Below are 22592 nucleotides of genomic sequence, written 5' to 3' on the forward strand. Positions count from 1 at the left end.
ACCTTTGATCGTATTGCAGTCCAACAATTCAAAGTCCCCGGCATACTGGGCGGGCGATGCACACGTTACTGTCTTGGTTGATCCGGGCAAAACATAGGTTGTCCCCTTTATGCGCACACTCAGTTGGCGTGCCTGCCCATTCTTTAAAGATGAAGGAAGCGCTATATTGAAACCATACTTCTTCGTCCCCATGCTCAAATCACCACGGTAAAGGTTTGCCGTCCCAATAGCCACTACGTTACTTCCTTCGACCAACTCAACAACAACTGCCGAGTCTAGGTAATTGGAAGCACTCGCCCAACCACTGACTTTATCGCAATTCGCGATTTCAAAATTGCCGTTGTAAATCGCTGGTGCTGCACAAGTAACTGTTTTTGGTGAGCCAGACAAAGTATAAATTGTCCCTTTAATTCGGATGCTTAACTGACGCGCCTGACCATTCCTTAGCAAGGCTGGAAGGGGAATAGTAAAGCCGTATTTACCATTGCCCTTGCCAGAATCAAATAGGTCTTGACGGAATATGTTCGCAACTACTGTAGCACGGATCGACGTGCCCTCAAGTACTTCAACTGTCATGGAGGTGTCTGGATAATTGCTGGCCCATGCCCAACCTTTGATCGTATTACAATCCAATAATTCAAAATCGCCAGCGTATTGCGCAGGGGCTGCACATGTCACCGTCTTGGGAGACCCGGACAGAACATAAGTGCTCCCTTTCACACGGACGCTCAAAACACGGGACTGACCATTCTTTAACGAAGAAGGAATGGCTATGCTGAAACCATACTTCTTTGTTCCCATGTTTAAATCGGCTCGGTAGATATTTGCAGTAGCGCTTACCACCACGTTATTTCCTTCCACTAACTCAACATCTACAGCCGAATTTGGGTAGTTGGTGGCACTAACCCAACCACTAATCTTGCTGCAATCAGCAACCTCAAAATTGCCATTGTAGATATTATTTTGGCAGTTTACAGTCCTTGGTGAGCCGGACAAATTAAAAGTTGTTCCTTTGATACGTAGGTTGAACTGATGGGGCTGACCGTCTCTGAACGCAATAGGCAATTCAAAGTCAAATCCGTATTTCCCGGTTCCCACGTTTATATCCGTGCGGTCCAAGTTTGCCAGTGTCGTTGCAACGACAGTATTGCCTTCTAGTATTTCAATATTTAACGCCGAATTGGGATTATTCCGATCCCAAACCCATCCTTTGATAGCATAACAATCAGCCGTTTCGAAACTGCCTTCGTACGCACAGTTTAAGCTTCTAGGAGAAGATGCCAATACAAAATTACTGTTTTTGACCCTAACACCTAGCTGATGAATCGCTCCGTCATTTAGTGCAACAGGAGTAGCAATACTAAACCCATACCTCCCAGATCCTGGTCCACTATTTGGCAGATCGGCGCGCTGTATATTTGCCTTTGTGGTTGCGTAAATGACATCACCCTCAAATAACTCGACTGTTATGTCTGCATTAGGATAATTTTGATCCCAAACCCAACCCTTTATTTCTGTGCAATTCACTAATTCCAAAATTCCACCATAGCTGACAGGAACGGAATTTGAAATCAGTGCCCCAAGGGTATATACACTAAAATTATTTGGGACTATCTCCTGAACCGTCGTAATAGAACCATTGCTGATCGTGCTCACGCCACCCGACAATTTCACAGCGTCAACCGTAGAAGTAATAGGCTCCCACTCGGAGGCCGCTATATTCCATCCAACTATTGTAAGCTTAGATAACGCACTATCTGTCAAAGAAGCCACACCGCTGGCTACATCCCAACTGAGTGTTACTGACGATTGATTTGATCCATTAATATCCCAGTATTCCTTAGTGCTTACTTTCCCAAGAGAGCTAGCAATATTTGAAACTAAAAAAGGACCACCAGTTGGAAGAGTGGCAACATTAGGATTTTCCTGGAAGTAAGCTCCAATAGTACCGTCCGTATTCGCCGCAAATGGCCGGTAAAATCCTTTGTGACCAACTGGAAAGGAAAATGGGCCGTTACCATATTTTTTTACATAGCCATCTATATGAGTAGTATTACTAATTTCTGTCAATTGAGAAGCGGCGGAGAAACTTACAATACCAAAAGGACTAGATCGATCTGTATATGTAACGCCACCCTGTTGACCGAAAGAAATGCCCCTGCTAAAAACCAGCAGGCCGATAAATATCAAGCGTGTATAAAAGTATTTCATAAACCTGTTAAATCACATTCGTTGAGTCATGCAAAAGCCATTATAAATTCCGATTAACATCCTAGAGATCAATCAATGTCCCAACGTTTCATCCAGGACGTTTGAAACTGTAATTGCCTAAAAATTTCAACTCACCACCATTCTTTACTTGCAAGTCTTTCGCGATAATGTTCTGCCCCACCTCAACGGTATGCCCCGGATTAATCTGTACTAGATCAAGTGCAGTTGGAATACGTCCAGAAGACCATATCTCTGGATTAAGCCATGAACCTGAGGCAATGGACTGTACGAGATCAGAGAAAAGTGATGTTGTTTTAAAATTCCGATACAATATTTGATCAGTCGTCGACCGTACAGTTCCAAACCAATCATTTAACACATCTGAATAAACTCTTCTGAAATCGATTTGCATTTTAATATCCCTATTAGGATCACCGGGATATGGGTTTGCAGGAAGTAAGCCATTCACTAAATCTGGATTCGTTCCTACAAGTTGTCTTTTCATACCTGTTCCAAATACAAACATGGGCGCAGCTATCCCATGGTCCGTACCTTTCGAGGCATTTGAGGAAGCTCTTCTGCCAAAATCCGAAAATGTCATTCCCAAAACTTTATCCGCCGTTCCCTGTAGCCCCAGATCACTTTGAAATGCATAAATTGCATCCGATAATTTTTTTAATAACTCTGCATGATTGCCCTCCAGGCTATTAGAGCCGATTTGGTTGGAATGAGTGTCAAAACCTCCTAATGATACATAGTATATTTTTGATCTTAAACCCCCATGAATCAATCTAGCAACAATTTTTAGCTGATCTGCCAAATCGTTCTTTTGAGACGCGTCAGGATATGTGGCGAGATTTCTCCCGGCATCTGCTGCGGCCTTTATTTCTCCGGCATAGCCGACTGCCAAAACCTGTTGTTGCCTGATATAGGCTATTAACTCTCCAGCATCACAACATGGTAATCCACTTTCCAAACTAAGATCAGGCTCGCCAATCATTTGATAAAAACTATTCGGATCTTGAAGTGTAATCCCCATAGATTCACTATTACCCAGTAAGGTTGTTGTACTGATCTGACCAATTTGAATAGCTAACGGATCTTCCATCTCACTATTGGGATAGTTGTTTGGATATCCTGGAAATCGATCATTTAGATACCTACCTGCCCATCCAGAGTCTGCATACTGAGATGAATCCACGCCCGTCATCCAAATGTCTGTTGATCGGTAGTGGGATAAATCCGGATTTGGATAAGACACTGAATGTATTATTGATAACTTACCTTCATCATATAAGGCTCGCATACCTGTCATGGCTGGATGAAAACCCGTTTCTAAATTTCCAGCCAATCTCAAAATACTATTTTCCGGGATTGCGATATTATTACGTAGTTGGTTATACGCGGAATAATTTTCAAGTGGGATTACGGTATTTAGACCATCATTACCCCCACCCAAATAAACTATTACTAAAATCCGGTCGCTATTAACAGCAGCTGTCTTTCTTAACGACTGAACTAATGCTGACCCTTTAGCTAAGGATTTAATGCCAAAGCCATCTAGCATCAATGGCAGCGCCATAGATGAAGCGGCGCTAATAAAATCTCTTCTTTTCATGACTGAAACGGTTAAAATAGTTGATACTCAGCCATTCTCAACATGTACTTAAGCATCGCACGGCAGCGCCACAAAATGGTATTTTGCTTGGAAACATCACTTGGTGCTGCTCGGTAAGCATCCCACTCCCTAGTCCAAGTTGTTCGAGGACTACTATTCATCATCATGATCTTATCAATTAGAAAGTCTTTTTGCACTTGTGTCAATTCAACTGCATAGAGATTACTAGAGAATTCTGCTAAGACTTTTTCACAGGTAATAGCGGGAGCCGCGGTTACATTCCCAAAATTTGGCTGAATAGCGCTGAGTCTGCCTAAAACATCAATTTGAAGCAAATAGTCAGGTTTAATCCTTACGAATGGATAAACCATAGCATCTGATCTGGATCCACGGTATCCAAGCGAAGTACCATTAATCCAATTTCGTGAATAACCAGTCTGATAGTAAGGAAGTGATCCGAAAACTGATGGCTGATTCAAAAAACTAAGTTGCATTGTGTTCATACTACCTGCGATAAAATCCATCATCAGGCGAAATGGTCCGAATTCTGTTGTAATATCAGGTACCGGTTGATTAAAAAACCTGATCATTCCAATCATCATTTCGGACGGCGATTTCACAATGGCTCCTATATTGGCCTGATCAAAAAAGATATTACTTGTAAGTAATTTTCTCAGAACCGGCTTAATCTCAAAATTATTAATTGGACTGGCAAAAAATTCAGCTAACGGAATGATAACCTGATTTTCGATATCTTGATTAACGTTGGGGTTGACATACCATCTATATAACTTTCTGCATATAAATTTGGGAGCCTCAGGATGACTTAAAAGCATATTCACTAGGCTGCTAAGCTCCTCATCACCTGCGCTATTGCCAGATTTACCTGAAATTACAGTGTTATTATAGTGCGCCGAAAACGCTTTATCGTCAGTGTCATGTCGTTCCGGATTAAAGATAGATCCAAACGCAGTTGATGCTGGAACAAAGTAATTTGTGGCTTGCCACCCCGTCAAGACTCTTGCAGCGGCCTTAACGTCATCTTCGGTATAATTATAGCTTCCTGCGAAATTTTTTTGCCCTACAGTGAATAGCTCTTGCAGCTCTCTAGCATAGTTCTCATTCGGTGAAGTCTTTGTATTCTCGTTACCGTTTTGAAACCTAAGCATGCCTGGATCCTTAGTCATTCCAATTGTGATATCCCTAAAATTCCCCAACGCGTTTGTTCTCAGGAAACTCAAATATCTGTTGATGTAACGATAATCTTCGACGTCTGCTGATGTAACCACAAAATGGTTTTGCCAAAAAGCGGTAAGCTTTTCTAAAACAGAAGGAAATCCATTTTGCTCTGTCATCAATCCAATCCACCAATACTGGATATATCGAAGGTATGATGTGGCTCTATTCAGATCGAATGGTTTTTGTAAAAATGGCTGACCTGCATCACTCCTATTGTCATCCAATTCCACGGGAGGAGGAGGAGATGCTCTGAAAGAAGCATTGTCGATAAGAATATCAACCGCTTCGGAAGCCGATTTTCCTGAAAGGTTCAGTATTTCAGCTCGGGTAGGACCAAAAGTCGCTCTCCTCAGTAAATGTGCCGCAGTTTTTTCTGTTAACGGTGCTGAGTATGTGTCTAAAAACCCCATTGTTTATGACTATTCATTTTTAAAGCTTATACAAATATACTTGCTCCTACATACATATACAAATTAATTCTACATGTCATTTCAAAATAATTTTTATCAGCAATTATAAGTAACTGCCTTTAAATTTGGTTTTCTAAATCATTAGTTTCACACTATTACTGCTTCGTAGCCGATTTCCATGTGCTGATTTGGAACATTATGATGACAAAACCCAGTTTACCCTTTTTACTTTTACTTTCGGTTCTCATCCTGTCTGACTGAGTTTTCGTCAAAGATTTGTGATAAAGAAAAATCGGAAAGAATTCATAGGCCTCTGGCGTCTATGTGCACCTGCGTATGCTATTTATGGCGAATTACCGGTAATCGATTGGCCTTATGGCTTCAAGCGTGTATCAAGTTTCTTGAAATAATTAAAAGAAAAACATCAACGATGTAGTAAGTTTTACGGAATTTTGCGTAGTATTGTATTACTGTGCTAGTTGCATTTTTTTTATACCAAGCATTTGTACCCGCTAAATCAACTAGTGGTCATATTAAAATCAACTCAACGTCTATCAACATGAAAAATCATTATTCGGGTTTGCTCCCCAAAGCGCACCTATGGACTGACGTAGTTCTTCTAAATCTGTCCTTCCTTATAGCTTATTTTCTGCGGTTTGATGCAAACTCAGACATTCTCCCAAACAATTACGTCAACCTGCTCCTCGTAGCGAACCTTGTTTGGATTTTCACAATACACATCTTAAAGACTTACCTTTTTACCCGACTGTCCTACCACTTTAATACGCAGCTTGGAAATTTCCTAAAGGCTGTTCTGGTACACGGGGCGGTAATGATGGCGTTTTTATATCTGACTAAACAGGGAGAGGAGTATTCCAGATATCAATTCCTCGCGACTTACGGACTTTTCCTTACGATGTCCACTGCTTCCAGAGCAGCCGCTGTCTTGTTTCTAAAAGTCTACAGAAAAGCAGGTTACAACTACAATCGCTATGCTATCGTTGGTAAGGGTGATTTGGCTTCTTTAATTCGTGAGTTTTATGGCGAGCGCAAGGAACTTGGTTATCGCTATTATGGAATGTTTCAATTGGATGGTCAGGAAAATCATATCGGTGCGCTTGAAGCAGTGGTGAAGCTAAACCAACTGGATTACCTTTATTGCTGCCTTTCAGAAATGAGTGATGAGCAGGTTCGCGATGTGATTAAGCTTGGGGAGCGCTTGAAAACGCAGATCCGCCTTGTACCGGATTTCAGAGGGTTTATGACAAATATGGCTACGATTGAGTATCACGACATGTACCCGATCATTCAGGTGAACACCAAGCCATTTTCAAGTTTCAATGAGCAGACATTAAAGCGTAGCTTTGACCTTGTATTCTCAGCTATCGTAATGATATTAGGTGCGCCTATATTCTTTTTGGTTTGGGCTGCGATCAAGATTACTTCCCCTGGTCCCGTATTCTTCAAGCAACAACGATCTGGAAGATGGGGCGAAATGTTTTATATCTACAAGTTCCGCAGTATGCGAGTGGATGCTCACACAATGGGTTTGCAGCATTCACAGGGAGATAATGATCCTCGAATAACACCAATCGGTCGCGTGTTAAGAAAATCAAGACTCGACGAACTGCCGCAGTTCATTAATGTATTGAAAGGCGAAATGTCCGTAGTGGGTCCGAGACCTTTGTATAAATATGATGTAGATATGCTTATGGAAGCTGCTCCTCACGAATTCCAACGCCTTTTAACTGTTAAACCTGGCATTACTTCAATCGGTCAAATCAATGTTGGATATGCTGATACAGTAGCCAAAAATGTTGAGCGTCTCAAATATGATTTGCAATACTTGAAAACTTACAGTGTTTTCGACGACGTTCGCTTGATATTTAGAACGGTACAAGTAATGGTTCTAGGACGAGGACAATAGTTACTTGGGATTCATTGCTTATAAAAATAGAAGGCCTGATGGAGCATTATTTCTATCAGGCCTTTTGATTTGATAACACCACCATCTCTATATTTACGCATAATCTAAAACTAATCCAATGAAAATAGTAGTTCTGGGCGCCTCTGGCCAGTTGGGTAGCTGTCTAAAAAGAGTAGCAGCCGAAAGAAGTATCAATGACATTTCGTTTCCATCTGAGCAGGAGGGAAACATATTGGACGAAGCGCTTCTGGATAAGTTATTCAATGCAGAAAAACCTTCATTTGTTATCAACTGCGCCGCTTATACGGCAGTTGATAAGGCAGAGGACGAACAAGATATCTGCCGAAAGGTCAATAGGGATGGTGCTGCTTACATTGCAAAAGCATGTGCTGCTCATGGCACCACACTAATTCATATTTCCACCGACTTCGTATTCAAAGGCGATGTCACTGGTCTTTTAATGGAAACAGATCCGGCAGAACCAGAAAATATTTACGGACTTACAAAGTTGGAAGGTGAAGCTGCCATTGCCGAAATTTTAGCTCAGCACTTTACATTGCGTACAAGCTGGCTTTACTCTGAGTACGGCAACAATTTTGTCAAAACCATGCTGAGATTAGGCGGCGAAAGGGATCAATTAGGTGTTATCGTGGATCAAGTAGGCTCTCCTACCTATGCGATTGATCTGGCTGGGGCCATTTTGGATATCATTGCATCTGACAGCAAGGAATATGGCATTTACCATTATAGTAACGAAGGCGTAACTTCATGGTACGACTTTGCCAAAGCGGTTTTTGATATTAGCGAAACGGAAATTAAGCTTAACCCGGTTAAGACATCAGAATATGTCACCAAGGCAGTTCGACCTGCTTACTCGGTGATGGATAAGACAAAGATCAAAACCGCCTTCGGAATTCAGATCCCTTATTGGAGAGATAGTTTGGCCTTATGCTTGGAGCGCCTTGCGGCGGAGAAAGTATAATTTAAAACGCAATATTTTTGCGAAAAGACAGCATTCCACCTATGACATCTCCGAGAAACTTACCGGCATCTACTGATACGGCGCCTTTAATAACAGAACCACCCAACCATTTAAGTGGCTTTTCCAGCGCAATGATTCCTGAAAACTGATACATTTTTTTAGGTAGCTTCTGGTCGTAAGTGCCTTCATTATTTGAAAGAGACAATTTGGTCACCCAGGTTGTCTCTTTTATTTTGCCTTGTAACCCGCTATGCAAGACCCACACTCGATTATTATTTGTAAAAAAATCGGCGTATCTGGGCCATTGGTTTTCTGATTGAGGTGTTATGAAAGGCGTTCCGATCGCCCGTCCATAATACTGCCATCCATCTCTAACTTGGGCGTTGTTAAAGTAATCGTCTTTTCCACGGATTCCATTGCCCGCATTCGCCTCGCTGCCGCCCTGGCTTTTTGTGTACAGAAATTCAAATGTCGCTTTATCAACTGTTAAGTTTCTTTCCTTTTGGTGCTTCATTCGGAAGGTGATTCCGTTCAGCCCGTCTTTTATATTATTCAAATACAGTAGTGATCCGTCTTCTACCACACTTTGGCGGTACAGCATGATATTAATATTGGCAAAATTAAGTTCAATGCCCGCATCCAGACTTGCGACGTGATTTCCAATGCGGTTCGTTTTGTCAAAGGTAGAGATGCCTTTGACGTTTCGGCCGGGCTTAAAACCTGTTATTACGTACCAATATTTATCAATCCCTTTTGGCATTTGACCATTTTCTGTCAGGTACGGTGAGCGCCCACCCCATTGGACGGCATGATTAAAACCGCCGTGAAGCTGAACGGTGCCATTCGGTCTCCCTAGCCGAATAAAAAGGCTCTTATTATGCAACTTCAACTCACTGGTTACCGGACGCTTTCCATCAAGGAAGCCATCGGAATAGAAGCCTTTGAAGTAAACGAAATTTTTGATCAGGGGGACATAGTTTTCAAAACCCAGCTGTATCCGTGGCACAGGAAGCGCGTTACCAGACCACATGTATGCCCCACTGCCAAGCTCATAATCGTTGAAGCTAACGCACTGCTTGCGCCTACCGATGGTCAGCTGAAAGCTCTTAAATGCAACACCAGCATAAGCTTGCGGAAATAGAAACTTGCTATGCTGCGCCCCATTGGCAACCAATTCGGCTCCATATGTCATGGACCACTTAGGCTCAGATAGTGAGTCTTTCGAAAAAAAACTTCTGGCTTCAACGCCGGCACGCAGGCTTACGACTTGCCCGGAAATGGGTACAATGCCCCACTGGTTTGCATGCAGCCAGAAAGGCGTCCGAGATGTTGACGAGCCATATCCGGCTAGTTCCACCCAGGTTTTTAAAGATTGATCGGGTAGCGTATCGGGCTGAATTTCAATACTTGGATTATTTCCATCATCTGATCTCTGGAACGCAAAGGCAGGGACAAGACTTACGAAGAAAGTTGCTGCAAGCAAAACATAACTAGAAGAGATCATTGAAAAAGGAGTGATTTAGCAGCAGATAAGTACGGGTTCAAGCTCAAAAGTTATTCAAAAAATCTGAAATAAACATGGCATGCAACAGGAACGCCTTAGCAGCACCATCCCACTCCGTTCATCCCAATTTTGACTTCATATGCTAAAACAATGTAAAAACCGTTCTATTTTTACCGGTGGTACGATACCCGGTGGTACAATACACGGTGGCCTGTAACCCTAATTCCTGAAACGCTCTTGATGAAAATAAATGAAAATAGTCCGCAGGATATGGACTCGCAAGACCGGGGCTCGCAAGACCTGGACGCGATAGACCGCGACGGCTTGCCCCCATTTGTCAGTAGCTGGAAACAGCTCTATCAGCTGCTTATCGGCACACTCGTCCTACTGATTGTCCTCTTCTATTTATTTATGACCCACTTTCAATGAGCTCTCTGGACTGGATTGTACTCTCACTCACACTTATATTTGTTGTTGCCTACGGGATTTATCGCAGCCGCGAAACGCATACCATGGACTCGTTTTTACTGGCTGGCCAGTCGCTTCCCTGGTATCACGTAACATTATCATTAATGGCCACGCAGGCAAGTGCGATCACTTTTCTGTCGGCACCGGGCCAGGCTTACACGGACGGGATGCGTTTTGTACAATTTTATTTTGGTCTGCCGCTGGCAATGGTGGTATTGTGCATCACATTTGTTCCCAAATTCGGCCAGCTTAAAATATTTACCGCTTACGAATTTCTGGAAAGGCGCTTTGATTTGCGGACGCGCGCGCTTACCTCATTTCTGTTTCTATTGCAGCGAGGGCTTTCTACTGGGCTTTCCATATATGCGCCATCGTTGATCCTTTCGGCGATTCTGGGCTGGGACATTACCTGGACCAACATTATTTCAGGGGGAATCGTTATGCTCTATACGATTGCGGGTGGAAGCCGCGCGGTGTCGCATACGCACTTGCAGCAAATGGGCATTATAACGGTCGGAATGGTGGTTGCCGGTGTAATGGTTGTTAAATTCTTGCCTGACGAGGTTTCCTTTGGAGATGCACTGCATGTAGCTGGCAAGATGGGCAAGATCAATCTGATCGACTTTACTTTTGATCTCAATAACCGTTATAATGTATGGTCGGGGCTGATCGGCGGATTTTTTCTGCAACTCTCCTACTTTGGAACGGACCAGTCACAAGTCGGACGGTTTTTGACGGGAAGCTCCCAGGGCCAAAGTAAGCTGGGCCTGGCCATGAATGGTCTTTTGAAAATTCCGATGCAGTTCATGATCCTGCTGGTGGGCGTTTTGGTGTTTGCGTTTTATCAATTTACAAACCCGCCGCTGTTCTTCAATGAAACGGCTGTGCAGCAAGTCAGGAAAACAGAATATGCAGGCCAGTACAAAGCCCTTGAAAACAAGCATGACGCGATTCAGGCAGCCAAGCGCCCGCATGTTATGGAGCTTACTCGCGCATTGAAAAAAGATGATGAGCCATCTATTGAAAGATCCAGGACTGCACTGGCAGGAATCGAGACCCAGGTGCAGGATGTGCGAAAACAAGCTGCAACCGTGCTTTCCAAAGCCAATGGAGCCGACATTAATGACGTTAACTATATCTTTTTAAGATTTGTGATTGATTATTTGCCCGTCGGCATGGTTGGTCTGTTAATAGCGGTTATTCTTCTGGCCTCCATGGGCTCGGTTGCATCTGCCTATAATTCGCTGGCATCTTGCAGCATTGTAGATATTTACAAGCGAATGGTGCATAAAGACGATGACGCTATTAATTACGTAACGGCATCGCGATGGGCAACTTTCTTTTGGGGTATATTCTGTATTGCCGTTGCCCAATATGCCTCCCGGCTTGGCAGTATGATTGAGGCTGTCAATATTCTTGGATCGTTGTTTTACGGTGTGATCCTGGGCATCTTTCTGGTAGCTTTTTACTTTCCCAAAATTGGCAGCAGGGCCGTTTTTTTTGCGAGTATCCTGGGCGAGATATTTGTTGTTCTCAGCTACTGGCTCGACTTAACGGCCTTCCTATGGCTGAACCTGATCGGTTGTGTGCTGGTAATCCTGTTTGCCTGGATCATTGAAAAGATCCTTCCGCAACCCGCCTCAGAAGTTAATGCACTTTAAGTAACCTGGCCATATCGTTAAGTAACCAGCCTCGAATATTGCAATCCCCATGTCACCACTCAGCGCCAGAGAGGTTTCTGTATAATTTCTTTTAAATTTTTGATTATTAGAAGAAAATTGCCTCATAGGCGAAAGTTTTAGCGGATATGGTGAAACTATTCCGGGTTTTAAGTCCTTAATAAGTACAATCGGAGAACCGTGGCGGCAAAGACCCACGCCCACTATGTCACCGTTTGTATACAAAATTTTCATCCTGAGCCTTTTATGCAATCCTTTATCCACCCATTGATTTTCGGCAGTAATCTCGATTTTATCCCTACTGACAGCTGACGAGCCGAAATCATTTTTCCACAGCGCATTTCGAGCGCTACTATATTCTCTGTTTCATAAAATAAATATCTACATGAAGTATTGGTCTAAGCCACAAAAAACAATGCGTTTGGCGCTTAGCTCGGCACTGCTTTTACTCACTTCTTTTTGCCCTATATTTTCTCAGGCCATTCAGGAAAGTTCCAAAGAGGCGCCCTTATTGGAGCAGGCAACTTTGCAGGCGGTTGTTGACTACGCCATTAAAAACCAGCCCGTTGTTCAGCAGTCGCTGATCGATGAGCGCATCACAGAAAACCAGATTCGCAGCAGACTCGCTGACTGGTATCCCCAGATTAACTTTAACTACAATCTGCAACACAATTTCATTGTTCAAACCAGCATTATTGCCGGTAATCCCGTAAAGCTTGGGGTTAGCAACATCTCTGCGGCGCAGTTCACCTTATCGCAGCAGATCTTCAACCGTGATGTGCTTTTGGCAAATCAGACAAAAAGGGACGTGCTTTTGCAGGCAAGCCAGAACACTTCCTTTAATAAGACTGACATTGCCGTGAATGTTTCCAAGGCATTTTATGATGTACTGGCCACAACCCAGCAGATCGACGTGGCCCAGGAAGACATTCAGCGACTGGAAAGAAGTTTGAAGGACGCGGAAAATCAGTATAAGTCGGGAATTGCCGATAAGATCGATTTTAAGCGGGCAACGATTTCGCTCAACAATACCAAGGCCAGCAAGAAAAGCAATGAGGAGCTTTTGAAAGCCAAGTTGGAATATCTCAAATCTTTAATGGGTTACCCTTCCAACCAACAGTTGCAGATCAGTTACGACACTTTGCAGATGGAGCGCGAGATCGCACTTGATACGATGCAAAACCTGGATTTGAACTCGCGTATTGAATATCAGCTGCTAAGCACCCAGAAAAAGCTTTTGGAGGCCAATCTTCAATATAACAAATGGAGCTACCTGCCAAACATTTCCTTGAATGGGGCCTATAACCTGAATTTCCAGAATAACCAGTTCACTGATCTTTATAATAAGAATTATCCCAACTCATTTGGTCTGCTCACGCTTTCGCTTCCGCTTTACCAGGGAGGCAAAAGAAAGGCGAACACCAAAGCCGCAGAATGGCAGATCAAGCGACTCGATTGGGACATTAAAGGTCTTCAAATGAATGTAAGTGCTGAATATTCTCAGGCGCTGGCAGGCTATAAAGGCAATCTGACCAATTTGTTGGCTCAAAAGGAGAACATGGATCTGGCCCGCGAGGTGTATGATGTGATCCAGTTGCAATACAAGTCTGGGATAAAGACTTATCTGGAAGTGGTAACCTCAGAAACCGATCTTCGTTTAGCCCGCATCAGCTACTACAACGCGCTTTACCAGACTTTGGCTAGCAAAATTGATGTACAAAAAGCCCTTGGGCAGATGAATTACTAGCGGGTCAGCCCGCCTTGTTTTCCTAGTTAAGAGATAAAAATTGAAAAAATACCCCTATTATGTTCTCAAATAAATTACCATACTTTTCCGCAGCACTGTTTTTGGGCATTCTAAGCTCCTGCGGAGATAAAAACAAACAGCAGCAGCAGCTACCAACTGCGCCACCCGCAGTGCCGGTGTCACTGGTTTCGGTGACCACAGCCGATGCTGTTTACTATGACGAATATCCGGGCACGGTTACAGCACTGAATGAAATTGAGCTGCGCCCGCAGGTAACGGGTTTTATCACTGGCATCCATTTTAAAGATGGCTCGCGCGTGAGAAAAGGCCAGTTGCTTTACTCTATTGATGCCCAGCTCTATAATGCAAATTATGATCAGGCAGTAGCCAACCTGAATGTTCAGCAGGCCAACCTGGCGCGCGCCCAAAAAGATGCAGACCGCTATCACGAGCTTGAAAAAAATGACGCCGTTGCGCGGCAGCTCGTCGATAATGCAGATGCTGCCCTGGAAGTGGCCAAAAGGCAGGCAGAAGCTGCCAAGGCTAATATCCAGGCCGTTCAGACAAGCGTAAACTACACAAAGGTTACCGCTCCCTTTGACGGCGTTATCGGGATATCACTGGTAAAAGTCGGCGCAGCGGTTTCAGCAGGCCAGACTATTTTAAACACCGTTTCCACTGATAATCAGCTTGCAGTAGACTTTAATGTGGATCAAAAAGAAATTTACCGGTTTTCCACGCTGATGAAAAACGCGAAGGCGGCTGATTCTACATTCACTTTGAAATTTGGAACTGAAATTTTTCCTGCAACAGGTAAAATTGCCCTCATAGACCGCGCCGTGGACCCTCAGACAGGAACAATCAAAACAAGGCTTGTATTTCCAAACAAAGACAACCGGCTTCGCTCGGGCATGAGCGGGACAGTTCGCGTGCTCAATAATGCCGCTGCCAAATCGGTGGTGATCCCATACAAAGCCGTTACCGAGCAATTGGGAGAATATTTTGTCTACGTGGCAGGCGATAGCAGTAAAGTGAGCCAGCGCCGCATTGTGCTGGGAACTGCCCTGGGCGCCAATGTCATTGTGAAAGACGGACTGAAAGAGGGAGAAAAGATCGCTGTCGAAGGCGTTCAGAACCTGAGAGAAGGCGCAGTTATTAAAGACGGGAAGTAACCCTTCGCTCTTTTACTATTCTAATATAATCCAGTAAAAATGATTGCAGATATTTTTATAAAAAGACCTGTTACAGCGATAGTTACTTCCGTTGTACTGGTCCTGGTGGGTCTGATCGCATTGACGACATTGCCTGTTGCGCAGTATCCCGATGTTACGCCTCCTACCGTTACGGTAAGTGGTAACTTCACGGGTGCCGACGCCCAGACCGTCGAGCAGACCACGACTACGCCAATCGAAACACAGATCAATGGTACGCCGGGCATGACCTACATGTCCAGTAACTCCACAAGCAGCGGCCAAAGCAGCATTAACGTTGTTTTTGACGTTGGTACCAATGTCGACATTGCTGCCCTGGACGTGCAAAACCGTGTGAGCGTTGCAGAACCTACCCTGCCCGACGCGGTTAAGCGGCTTGGCCTGACGGTAAGAAAGCGCCAGCCAAGTATTATGATCGTTTTGGCACTCTACTCGCCTAACGGAACCCATGATGCCCAGTTCATTGGTAATTATGCCAACATTTATTTAAAGGATGCACTGCAACGCGTTAAAGGCGTTGGAGATATTATTTCCAGGGCTGATGACTTTGGTATGCGTATCTGGCTGAATCCTGAAAAGCTGGCCAACCTGCGCATGACGCCTTCTGATATTTCAGCAGCGCTTGCCGAGCAGAACCTGCAAGTGGCAGCCGGAACCATTGGTGGTAACCCGCAGCCCAATACGCAAACTTTTGAATACAACGTATTAACCAACAGCCGTCTGAATACGAAGGCGCAGTTCGAAGACATTATTGTAAGAAGCTCGCCTCAGGACGGAAGCGTGGTTTATCTGCGGGATGTAGCCCGGGTTGAGCTGGGAAAATTCGATTATAGTGCCAATGCATTCGTTGCAGGAAAACCAGCCGCATTCGTTTTGATCTATCAGGCGCCGGGTGCGAACGCGCTTGCTACTTACGATGGTGTGATGAAAAAACTTGCGGAAATGAAAAAGACATTTCCCAAGGACATCGACTATGTGATCCCCAATGAAACGGCCACTGTGGTTAAAGTTTCTATTGAGGAAGTTTTGAAAACATTCGCCGAAGCGATGATCCTGGTTGTCATCGTTGTGTTCTTATTTCTTCAAAACTGGCGCGCCACGCTGATCCCGATCCTCGCCATTCCTGTTTCGCTGATCGGTACGCTGATATTTTTTATCCCTTTTGGTTTTACGATCAACACCCTTACGCTGTTTGCGTTCGTGCTTGCCATTGGTATCGTCGTCGATGATGCCATTGTGGTGGTAGAAGCCGTGCAGCATTATATTGATGAAAAGAAAATGTCGCCCAAGGATGCAACCGTTCAGGCGATGAAAGATATCTCCGGGCCCGTAATTGCGATTGCCTTGATCCTTGCCGCGGTTTTTGTGCCGGTAAGTTTTGTGCCTGGAATTGTGGGCCGGCTTTATCAGCAGTTTGCCATTACCATTGCCGTTTCTGTTTTGCTTTCCGCATTCGTTGCGCTTTCGCTTACACCAGCGCTTTGCTCGATCATGCTTAAACCTTCGAAGGGTGAAAATGATAACAAGAACTGGCTGGAAAAATTCTTTGACCGCTTTAACCGATGGTTTGATAAGGTTTCTCGCGGTTATACGCGTGGCGTTGCCAAATGGATCAAAGCCACTCCGCTTGTGCTTGTGATGATGGTTTGTCTTTTTGTTGGTCTGTTTTTCCTTTTCAAAAACAAGCCCTCAGGCTTTATCCCCGTTGAAGATGAAGGACGTCTTTTTGTCACATACGAAATGCAGGAAGCAACTTCAACCACGCGTAACATCGCCATGCTCAAAGAGATCATGAAACGCGTTTCTGCAATTCCCGAAGTCCGTGTGGCGGGTGGTTTGGCTGGACTCAACGTTTTAAGCTTTTCAAATAAATCCAATGTGGGTACATTGTTTTTGAGCTTACAGCCCTGGGCCAACCGTAAAGGCGCCGAGCATCACGTGCAGGCTGTTATTAAACGGATTCAAAGTGGAACGGCCGACATTAAGGAAGCGCGCGTACTGGCCATTGCGCCACCTGCGATTCCAGGTCTGGGTGCGACCTCAGGTTTTACATTCCAGCTGCAACAATCCACGAGTACAGATAATATCCAGCAGTTTGAAGGTGTGATGCGCAATTTCCTGGGCGAGGTTAACAAGCGTCCCGAGATTGCCATGGCCTTTACTTTCTTTAATGCAAGAACGCCAAGTTACCAAATTGACGTGGATCGTGATAAAACCAAAAAATTAGGTGTTCAGGTCAATGATGTGTTCAGCTCGCTTTCAACATTGCTGGGAAGTAGTTATGTCAATGACTTCAACCTTTACGGACGTAACTTCCGCGTGATGGTGCAAGCCGATAGCAGTTTCCGCTCGTCGCTGGATAAAATTCAGCAGTTCTACGTCCGTAACCGCGAAGGAAATATGATCCCGCTGGGCTCACTGGTGACAACCAGAGTCGTTGAAAACCCCGCGCTGATTTCTCACTATAACATTTACAGATCTGTCGAAATTAACGGAACGCCTAAACCAGGTTATAGTAGCGGGCAGGCAATTAATGCGCTCCGGGAAGTGGCTCAGAAACTGCCAGCGGGTTATAGCTACGAATTCTCGGGTATGAGTAGTGAAGAGATCAAAGCTGGCGACAGCACAACGTTGATCTTCTCTATTTCAATCGTGTTTGTATTCCTGTTTCTTGCTGCATTGTATGAGAGCTGGTCTATTCCATTCTCCGTACTTTTCGCAGTTCCCATCGGCGCATTCGGCTCGATCTTAACATTGACATTCCTTCCGAATTTGTCCAATAACATTTACGCGCAGATCGGTTTGATTACGCTTATCGGGCTTGCAGCCAAGAACGCGATCTTGATTGTCGAATTTGCCAAAGAGCGTGTCGATAGCGGAATGGAACTTGTAGCGGCTACGCTGGAAGCCGTGCAGCTGCGTCTTCGCCCTATCATTATGACGTCTCTGGCCTTTATTTTGGGCGTGCTCCCGCTTGCATTTGCCAATGGCGCTGCGGCTGAATCCCGTAAGACGATTGGCTGGACCGTATTTGGCGGGATGCTTGCTGCAACCTCGCTAGCCATCTTTGTGGTGCCAGTCCTTTTTGTAGCCATTGAAAAAATCGCAATGGGCAAGAAAAAACACGAAAACAATAAACCTGATACGCCTGCTGGCGAAATAGCGTAGCGTTGCATATCAATATAAAAGCAGCCCACGGAAATAATATTTCTGTGGGCTGTTTTTATATTGATTTTTTGTGAAACCTTTCGCTATTCAAACTGCGGGCATTCTTTTTTAGCATTAAGCGTGAGGCTTTCTCAAACTCTTCTATCATGTACGTAAAGCAAGTATTTTCAGTCTGGCGGCTTTTAAAAGGAATCTGGCATGGGCTGCTGGCCGTGACGGCCTACGCCACACTGGTTTTTTATCTTTTCAGCTATCAGCACTGGCACTTTTTATCATTTCCTATCTCGATCATTACCATTCTGGGAACAGCACTTTCGCTGCTGCTGGGTTTTAGGACCAACTCAGCTTATGACCGCTGGTGGGAAGCACGAAAGGTGTGGGGCGAGATTGTCAACGACAGCCGCTCCTTGGTCAGACAATCCATTTCCTTTATTAACACAGATCAGGCAGAAAAAGACCAAGTCATCTCCAACATTGCGCATTTGCAGATCGCCTGGTGCTATGCGCTTACCAATTCGCTCAGACGGGAACCCGTTTTGGTTTATGCCGATCTTCATTTAAACGAAGCTGAGCACAATTACGCGGCAAGCCAGGACAATATTCCCAACGCGATTTTAAACCTGATACAATCCCGCTTTACGGATCTGCACGAGCAGAACAAGATCGAAACGCTGCTCTATCAGAACATTGACCAGACCTTGCAGCGGCTTTGTGATGCAATGGGAAAATGCGAGCGGATCAAAAACACTGTTTTCCCGACCCAATACAGCTTTTTCGTGGTGCTGGTCATTTTCATATTTACGCTGGTGCTGCCCATGGGCCTGGTTGAAAGCATCGGCAGGATTGCCATTCCGATCACATTCATTATATCATTTCTTTTCCTTTACGTGGAATGGATTGCATACGTGATGCAAAACCCATTTGAGAACGGGCCCAATGATATCCCCATGACCACGCTTTCCAGAACCATTGAAATCAACCTTTTAGAGCTGATCGGAGCCCCGAAAATTCCTGAGAAGATCCTGCCTAAAAATGGTGTGGTGATGTAGATTCTTAAAAAAAAGTGCCTGCCTAAATCGCCAGCATCGTATGCGCACGTCTTCACCGCTCGGCTAGCACTTTATAGTAATTGTTTGTGCTAGCAAGTTGTAAACAACTAGATTTTCACTTTTGAAAAAACATACAGCGTCTCAGTTGCGATCTGCTTGCAACGCTCGTCATATTTGGCTGTCTCCTGGGCGGAACCATCAAAGGCTTTCGGGTCATCATAAGGAATGGCAACCCTGGCAGCTGCATCTTTCACAACAGGGCACGCTTCATCAGCCTGTGAACAGGTCATGATAGCACAGAAATTACTTTGAGCATTGCTGGCGTCGTCATATTTTTTTGAAAAAGCTTTCATAGGTTCAGCTCCGGCCCCATAGCTTACATGATAGATTCGGTTTTTGCCATCTGATGTTTTTGTGATATCAAAACCAGCCCTTTCGCAAGCAGCAACCGCCCGCTCGTTGAATGCGGTGGCCTCAGTACCGCCAGAGTATGTCTTGACATTGGGGATGTCGTAATATGCAGCAGCAGTAGCAGCCCAAATTTGACCGAAATGACTGCGGCGGGAATTGTGCGTACAGATGTATGTGAGCTGCACTGGCTGGCCAGCTTTGACCTGCTTTTGGATAAATACAGCGATTTTGTCAAGCTCTTCTCTTCGGTCTTCTGGAATTTTTGAGAAGTCGTCTTTAATCGTGTTGATGTAGGAAGAGAGCTTTGGGTTTAGTGCTTTTTTGTTGTCTAAGTTGCTAGCTGGCATGATTGCGGCAGTGGTAAAAACGGTTATCAGTAATAGATTAATCAAGTTCATATTTATCAGGTAAGTTGTAGCCAATCGTAAAGATACGATAGAATTTAGCAGACAAAAAATATCTATCGTAATATTGCAATTGATAGAATGCTATCTATATTTGCAGCATGGGAGTAACTAAAACCGAAATATTCACAGAGCAGCAGAACCGTATCGCGGATCTGGCAAAGGCATTTTCGCACCCGGCCAGGGTTGCGATTCTGCAACTACTGATTGCCAGAAAAGCATGCGTTTGCGGTGATTTGGTGGATGAGCTCGAACTTGCCCAGGCAACTGTTTCCCAGCATTTGAAGGAACTTAAAAGGATTGGCATCATCCATGGTGAAATCAATCCACCAAGGGTATGCTATTGCATAAACCCAGTCGTGTGGTCAGAAGCGCAGAAAACTTTCGGTGCGTTGCTTGATACATTTGCCCTTAGTGAATCCTGCTGCAATTAGCAGGGCTTTTTTTTGATAATATCAATCGCAATAATACATTTAACCAATAGAAACTATGAGCCAATTAAATCCGGAGACTCGCAGTCCAATGAGCTGGGGTGATTTCAAAAATACCCTTAAACAAAATCCTGATCTGCACCTGCAATTCCAATATGAGGAAGGCAAGTTTGTAGACAGCTCTTACCACATTACCGAGATCAAACAAGCACCGATTGTTTCAGTTGATTGCGGCGGGGTAATGAATAGCTGGACAGAAGTGATCGTGCAGCTATGGGAACCCTCAGAGAAAGAAGTAGACCGTTCAATGAAAGTTGACAAAGCGCTAAAGATTGTTGACCTGGTTGAAAAATCGCTTCCCCTGAACCCAAACGCAACCGTTAAAATTGAGTTCGGTAATTCCAGGTTTGATACACGCCAGATGTACCCCGGAGAGTTTGCTTCCGATGGTGAAACGTTTACCGTTAAACTAGTTCCGGACTTCACCCAATGCAAGGCACTTACCCGAAACCAAAGCTGCGGCACGCCATCAGCAGAAACTTCATGCTGCGCGCCTGCCCCTGTCAAACAGGAATTGGAACTGGTCACCTCCGATGGTGACAGCTGCAAGCCAGGCTCTGGGTGCTGCTAACAAAAACAACCAGCTATGAAACTACAAATTGATAAAGCAGTGCCAGCAGACAAGGAAGTCATAACCAGCCTGCTGAAAGAAGCAGACCTTCTTACCGAAGACTTGCCTGCTGGTTTAGAACATTTCATTTTAGCCAGAAACGAAGGAGCACTTGTTGGTGTCGCCGGAATGGAGCTGTTTGAACAAGTCGGACTGTTACGCTCAATTGCAGTTAGCCCCGATCATCAGGGTAAGGGCATTGCCCGGAAATTGGTCGAGCAGCTTCTGGCAAATGCTGACAAGCAAGAAGTTGAAACGCTATACCTGATCACAACCACAGCTGACCATTATTTTGACCGCTATGGCTTTGTGGTCGTAAACCGTGAGCAAGTGCCGGAAGCCATTCAGCAAACCAAGCAGTTTAGCGGTCTTTGCCCAACATCTGCTGTCGTTATGAAAAGAGATTTAAAGTATCAAACCGCATGAATAACCCACGTCTTTCTTTTTTAGACCGTTACCTAACTTTATGGATCTTTTTGGCCATGCTTATCGGTGTATCAATTGGCTATTTCTTGCCAGGTACACCAGATTTCATCAACCAGTTCAATTCAGGATCAGGCGTGAACGTTCCGTTAGCTATTGGCCTTGTGCTGATGATGTACCCGCCACTGGCCAAGGTGCGTTATGCAGAGCTGCCAAAGGTGTTTAACAACACCAAGATCCTGGGGATTTCGCTACTTCAAAACTGGATCATTGGTCCGCTGCTGATGTTTGGGCTGGCCGTCATTTTCCTTCCTGATAAGCCCGAGTACATGACTGGGTTGATCATGATCGGCATTGCCCGTTGCATCGCGATGGTGATTGTCTGGAATGACCTGGCCAATGGTGACCGCCTGTATGCAGCAGGGCTGGTTGCTTTCAACAGCATTTTTCAGGTCTTGTTTTACTCGGTCTATGCCTATGTGTTTGTGACAGTTTTGCCACCGCTTTTCGGCTTGAAAGGATTTGAAGTGAATATTACGATTGGCCAGGTCGCCCAAAGCGTCTTTATTTATCTGGGCATCCCGTTCTTGGCGGGCATTATTTCCAGGATCGTATTAACAAAGTTGTTTAGTAAGCAGTGGTATGAGACAAAATTCCTTCCGGCCATTAGCCCGATCACATTAATTGCCTTGCTCTTTACGATTGTGGTCATGTTCAGTTTGAAAGGTCAGCTGATTGTCAGTATCCCCTTTGATGTGCTGCGGATTGCGCTGCCACTGACGATCTATTTTGCAATCATGTTTTTCTCTGCTTTTTACCTGTCCAAACGTGCAGGTGCGGATTATGCCAAATCAACATCGCTGGCCTTCACCGCCGCAGGCAACAACTTTGAGCTAGGGATCGCGGTAGCCATCGCAGTATTCGGGATTGATTCGGGGGCTGCATTCGCTGCTGTCATTGGCCCACTAATCGAAGTGCCGGTATTGATCCTGATGGTCAATTTTGCTCTCAAACAACAGCACAAGTTTTTCAACTAACTA

General features: G+C 44.6%; 16 protein-coding genes and 1 pseudogene. 12 read left to right on the forward strand and 5 right to left on the reverse strand.

All coding sequences use genetic code 11. From position 1 onward, the window contains the following. From B5X68_RS26500 to B5X68_RS26510, 3 genes and pseudogenes are all read right to left on the reverse strand, one after another. A pseudogene (locus tag B5X68_RS26500) lies at positions 1-2211 on the reverse strand (T9SS type A sorting domain-containing protein); the annotation flags it as partial. Positions 2212-2299: 88 nt separating this feature from the next. Further along, entirely contained in the window at positions 2300-3829 is a 1530-nt protein-coding gene (locus tag B5X68_RS26505) for a DUF1501 domain-containing protein (protein WP_082217795.1), read from the reverse strand. An 11-nt stretch (positions 3830-3840) separates the two neighbouring features. Continuing rightward, positions 3841-5478 carry a DUF1800 domain-containing protein gene (locus tag B5X68_RS26510; protein ID WP_082217796.1) on the reverse strand — a complete coding sequence of 546 codons (1638 nt, stop codon included), beginning with the start codon at positions 5476-5478 and terminating at the stop codon, positions 3841-3843. 559 nt (positions 5479-6037) lie between these two features. On the opposite strand from B5X68_RS26510, the gene B5X68_RS26515 reads away from it, so the two are divergent. Further along, positions 6038-7405: a sugar transferase gene (locus tag B5X68_RS26515; protein WP_082217797.1), complete on the forward strand. Its 1368-nt coding sequence runs from the start codon at positions 6038-6040 to the stop codon at positions 7403-7405. 118 nt (positions 7406-7523) lie between these two features. Further along, entirely contained in the window at positions 7524-8387 is an 864-nt protein-coding gene (rfbD, locus tag B5X68_RS26520) for a dTDP-4-dehydrorhamnose reductase (protein WP_082217798.1), read from the forward strand. Position 8388: 1 nt separating this feature from the next. On the opposite strand, the gene B5X68_RS26525 is transcribed toward rfbD, so the two are convergent. Beyond that, the gene (locus tag B5X68_RS26525; protein WP_082217799.1) at positions 8389-9891 is read right to left on the reverse strand and encodes a capsule assembly Wzi family protein; all 1503 of its coding nucleotides are present in this window, start codon (positions 9889-9891) and stop codon (positions 8389-8391) included. A gap of 240 nt (positions 9892-10131) precedes the next feature. Here B5X68_RS26525 and B5X68_RS26530 point away from each other — a divergent pair, with 240 nt between their 5' ends. The 6 genes from B5X68_RS26530 (at position 10132) to B5X68_RS26560 (ending at position 19213) form a co-directional block, all read left to right on the forward strand. Then, a complete protein-coding gene (locus B5X68_RS26530; RefSeq protein WP_082217800.1) occupies positions 10132-10320 on the forward strand; it encodes a hypothetical protein in 189 nt (62 codons plus the stop codon). Then, positions 10317-12020: a sodium:solute symporter family protein gene (locus B5X68_RS26535; protein ID WP_082217801.1), complete on the forward strand. Its 1704-nt coding sequence runs from the start codon at positions 10317-10319 to the stop codon at positions 12018-12020. Before B5X68_RS26530 ends, B5X68_RS26535 begins: the two co-directional genes overlap by 4 nt. A 403-nt stretch (positions 12021-12423) precedes the next feature. Further along, complete coding sequence (locus B5X68_RS26545; protein ID WP_082217803.1) at positions 12424-13785, forward strand: TolC family protein; 1362 nt, start codon at positions 12424-12426, stop codon at positions 13783-13785. 59 nt (positions 13786-13844) lie between these two features. Continuing rightward, on the forward strand, positions 13845-14957 hold the full coding sequence (locus B5X68_RS26550; protein ID WP_082217804.1) for an efflux RND transporter periplasmic adaptor subunit: 1113 nt from the start codon (positions 13845-13847) through the stop codon (positions 14955-14957). Between the two features lie 39 nt (positions 14958-14996). Continuing rightward, a complete protein-coding gene (locus tag B5X68_RS26555) occupies positions 14997-18164 on the forward strand; it encodes an efflux RND transporter permease subunit (RefSeq protein ID WP_082217805.1) in 3168 nt (1055 codons plus the stop codon). A 146-nt stretch (positions 18165-18310) separates the two neighbouring features. Beyond that, positions 18311-19213, forward strand: coding sequence for a bestrophin family protein (locus B5X68_RS26560; protein ID WP_082217806.1), 903 nt, complete (start codon positions 18311-18313; stop codon positions 19211-19213). Between the two features lie 107 nt (positions 19214-19320). Here the strand turns inward: B5X68_RS26560 and B5X68_RS26565 are convergent, their stop codons facing one another. After that, positions 19321-20022, reverse strand: coding sequence for a low molecular weight phosphatase family protein (locus B5X68_RS26565; RefSeq protein ID WP_141110430.1), 702 nt, complete (start codon positions 20020-20022; stop codon positions 19321-19323). 107 nt (positions 20023-20129) lie between these two features. Here B5X68_RS26565 and B5X68_RS26570 point away from each other — a divergent pair, with 107 nt between their 5' ends. Genes B5X68_RS26570 through arsB form a run of 4 tightly spaced genes read left to right on the forward strand, consistent with a single transcriptional unit; the run spans position 20130 to position 22589 of the window. Then, positions 20130-20462, forward strand: coding sequence for an ArsR/SmtB family transcription factor (locus tag B5X68_RS26570; protein WP_082217807.1), 333 nt, complete (start codon positions 20130-20132; stop codon positions 20460-20462). A 55-nt stretch (positions 20463-20517) separates the two neighbouring features. Continuing rightward, complete coding sequence (locus tag B5X68_RS26575) at positions 20518-21090, forward strand: DUF6428 family protein (protein ID WP_229208581.1); 573 nt, start codon at positions 20518-20520, stop codon at positions 21088-21090. A gap of 15 nt (positions 21091-21105) precedes the next feature. Further along, a complete protein-coding gene (arsN2, locus tag B5X68_RS26580; RefSeq protein WP_082217809.1) occupies positions 21106-21555 on the forward strand; it encodes an arsenic resistance N-acetyltransferase ArsN2 in 450 nt (149 codons plus the stop codon). Continuing rightward, a complete protein-coding gene (gene arsB, locus B5X68_RS26585) occupies positions 21552-22589 on the forward strand; it encodes an ACR3 family arsenite efflux transporter (RefSeq protein ID WP_082217810.1) in 1038 nt (345 codons plus the stop codon). Before arsN2 ends, arsB begins: the two co-directional genes overlap by 4 nt. Positions 22590-22592 lie beyond the last annotated feature (3 nt).

It is taken from the genome of Dyadobacter psychrophilus (genome assembly GCF_900167945.1).
Taxonomy (GTDB): Bacteria; Bacteroidota; Bacteroidia; order Cytophagales; family Spirosomataceae; genus Dyadobacter; species Dyadobacter psychrophilus.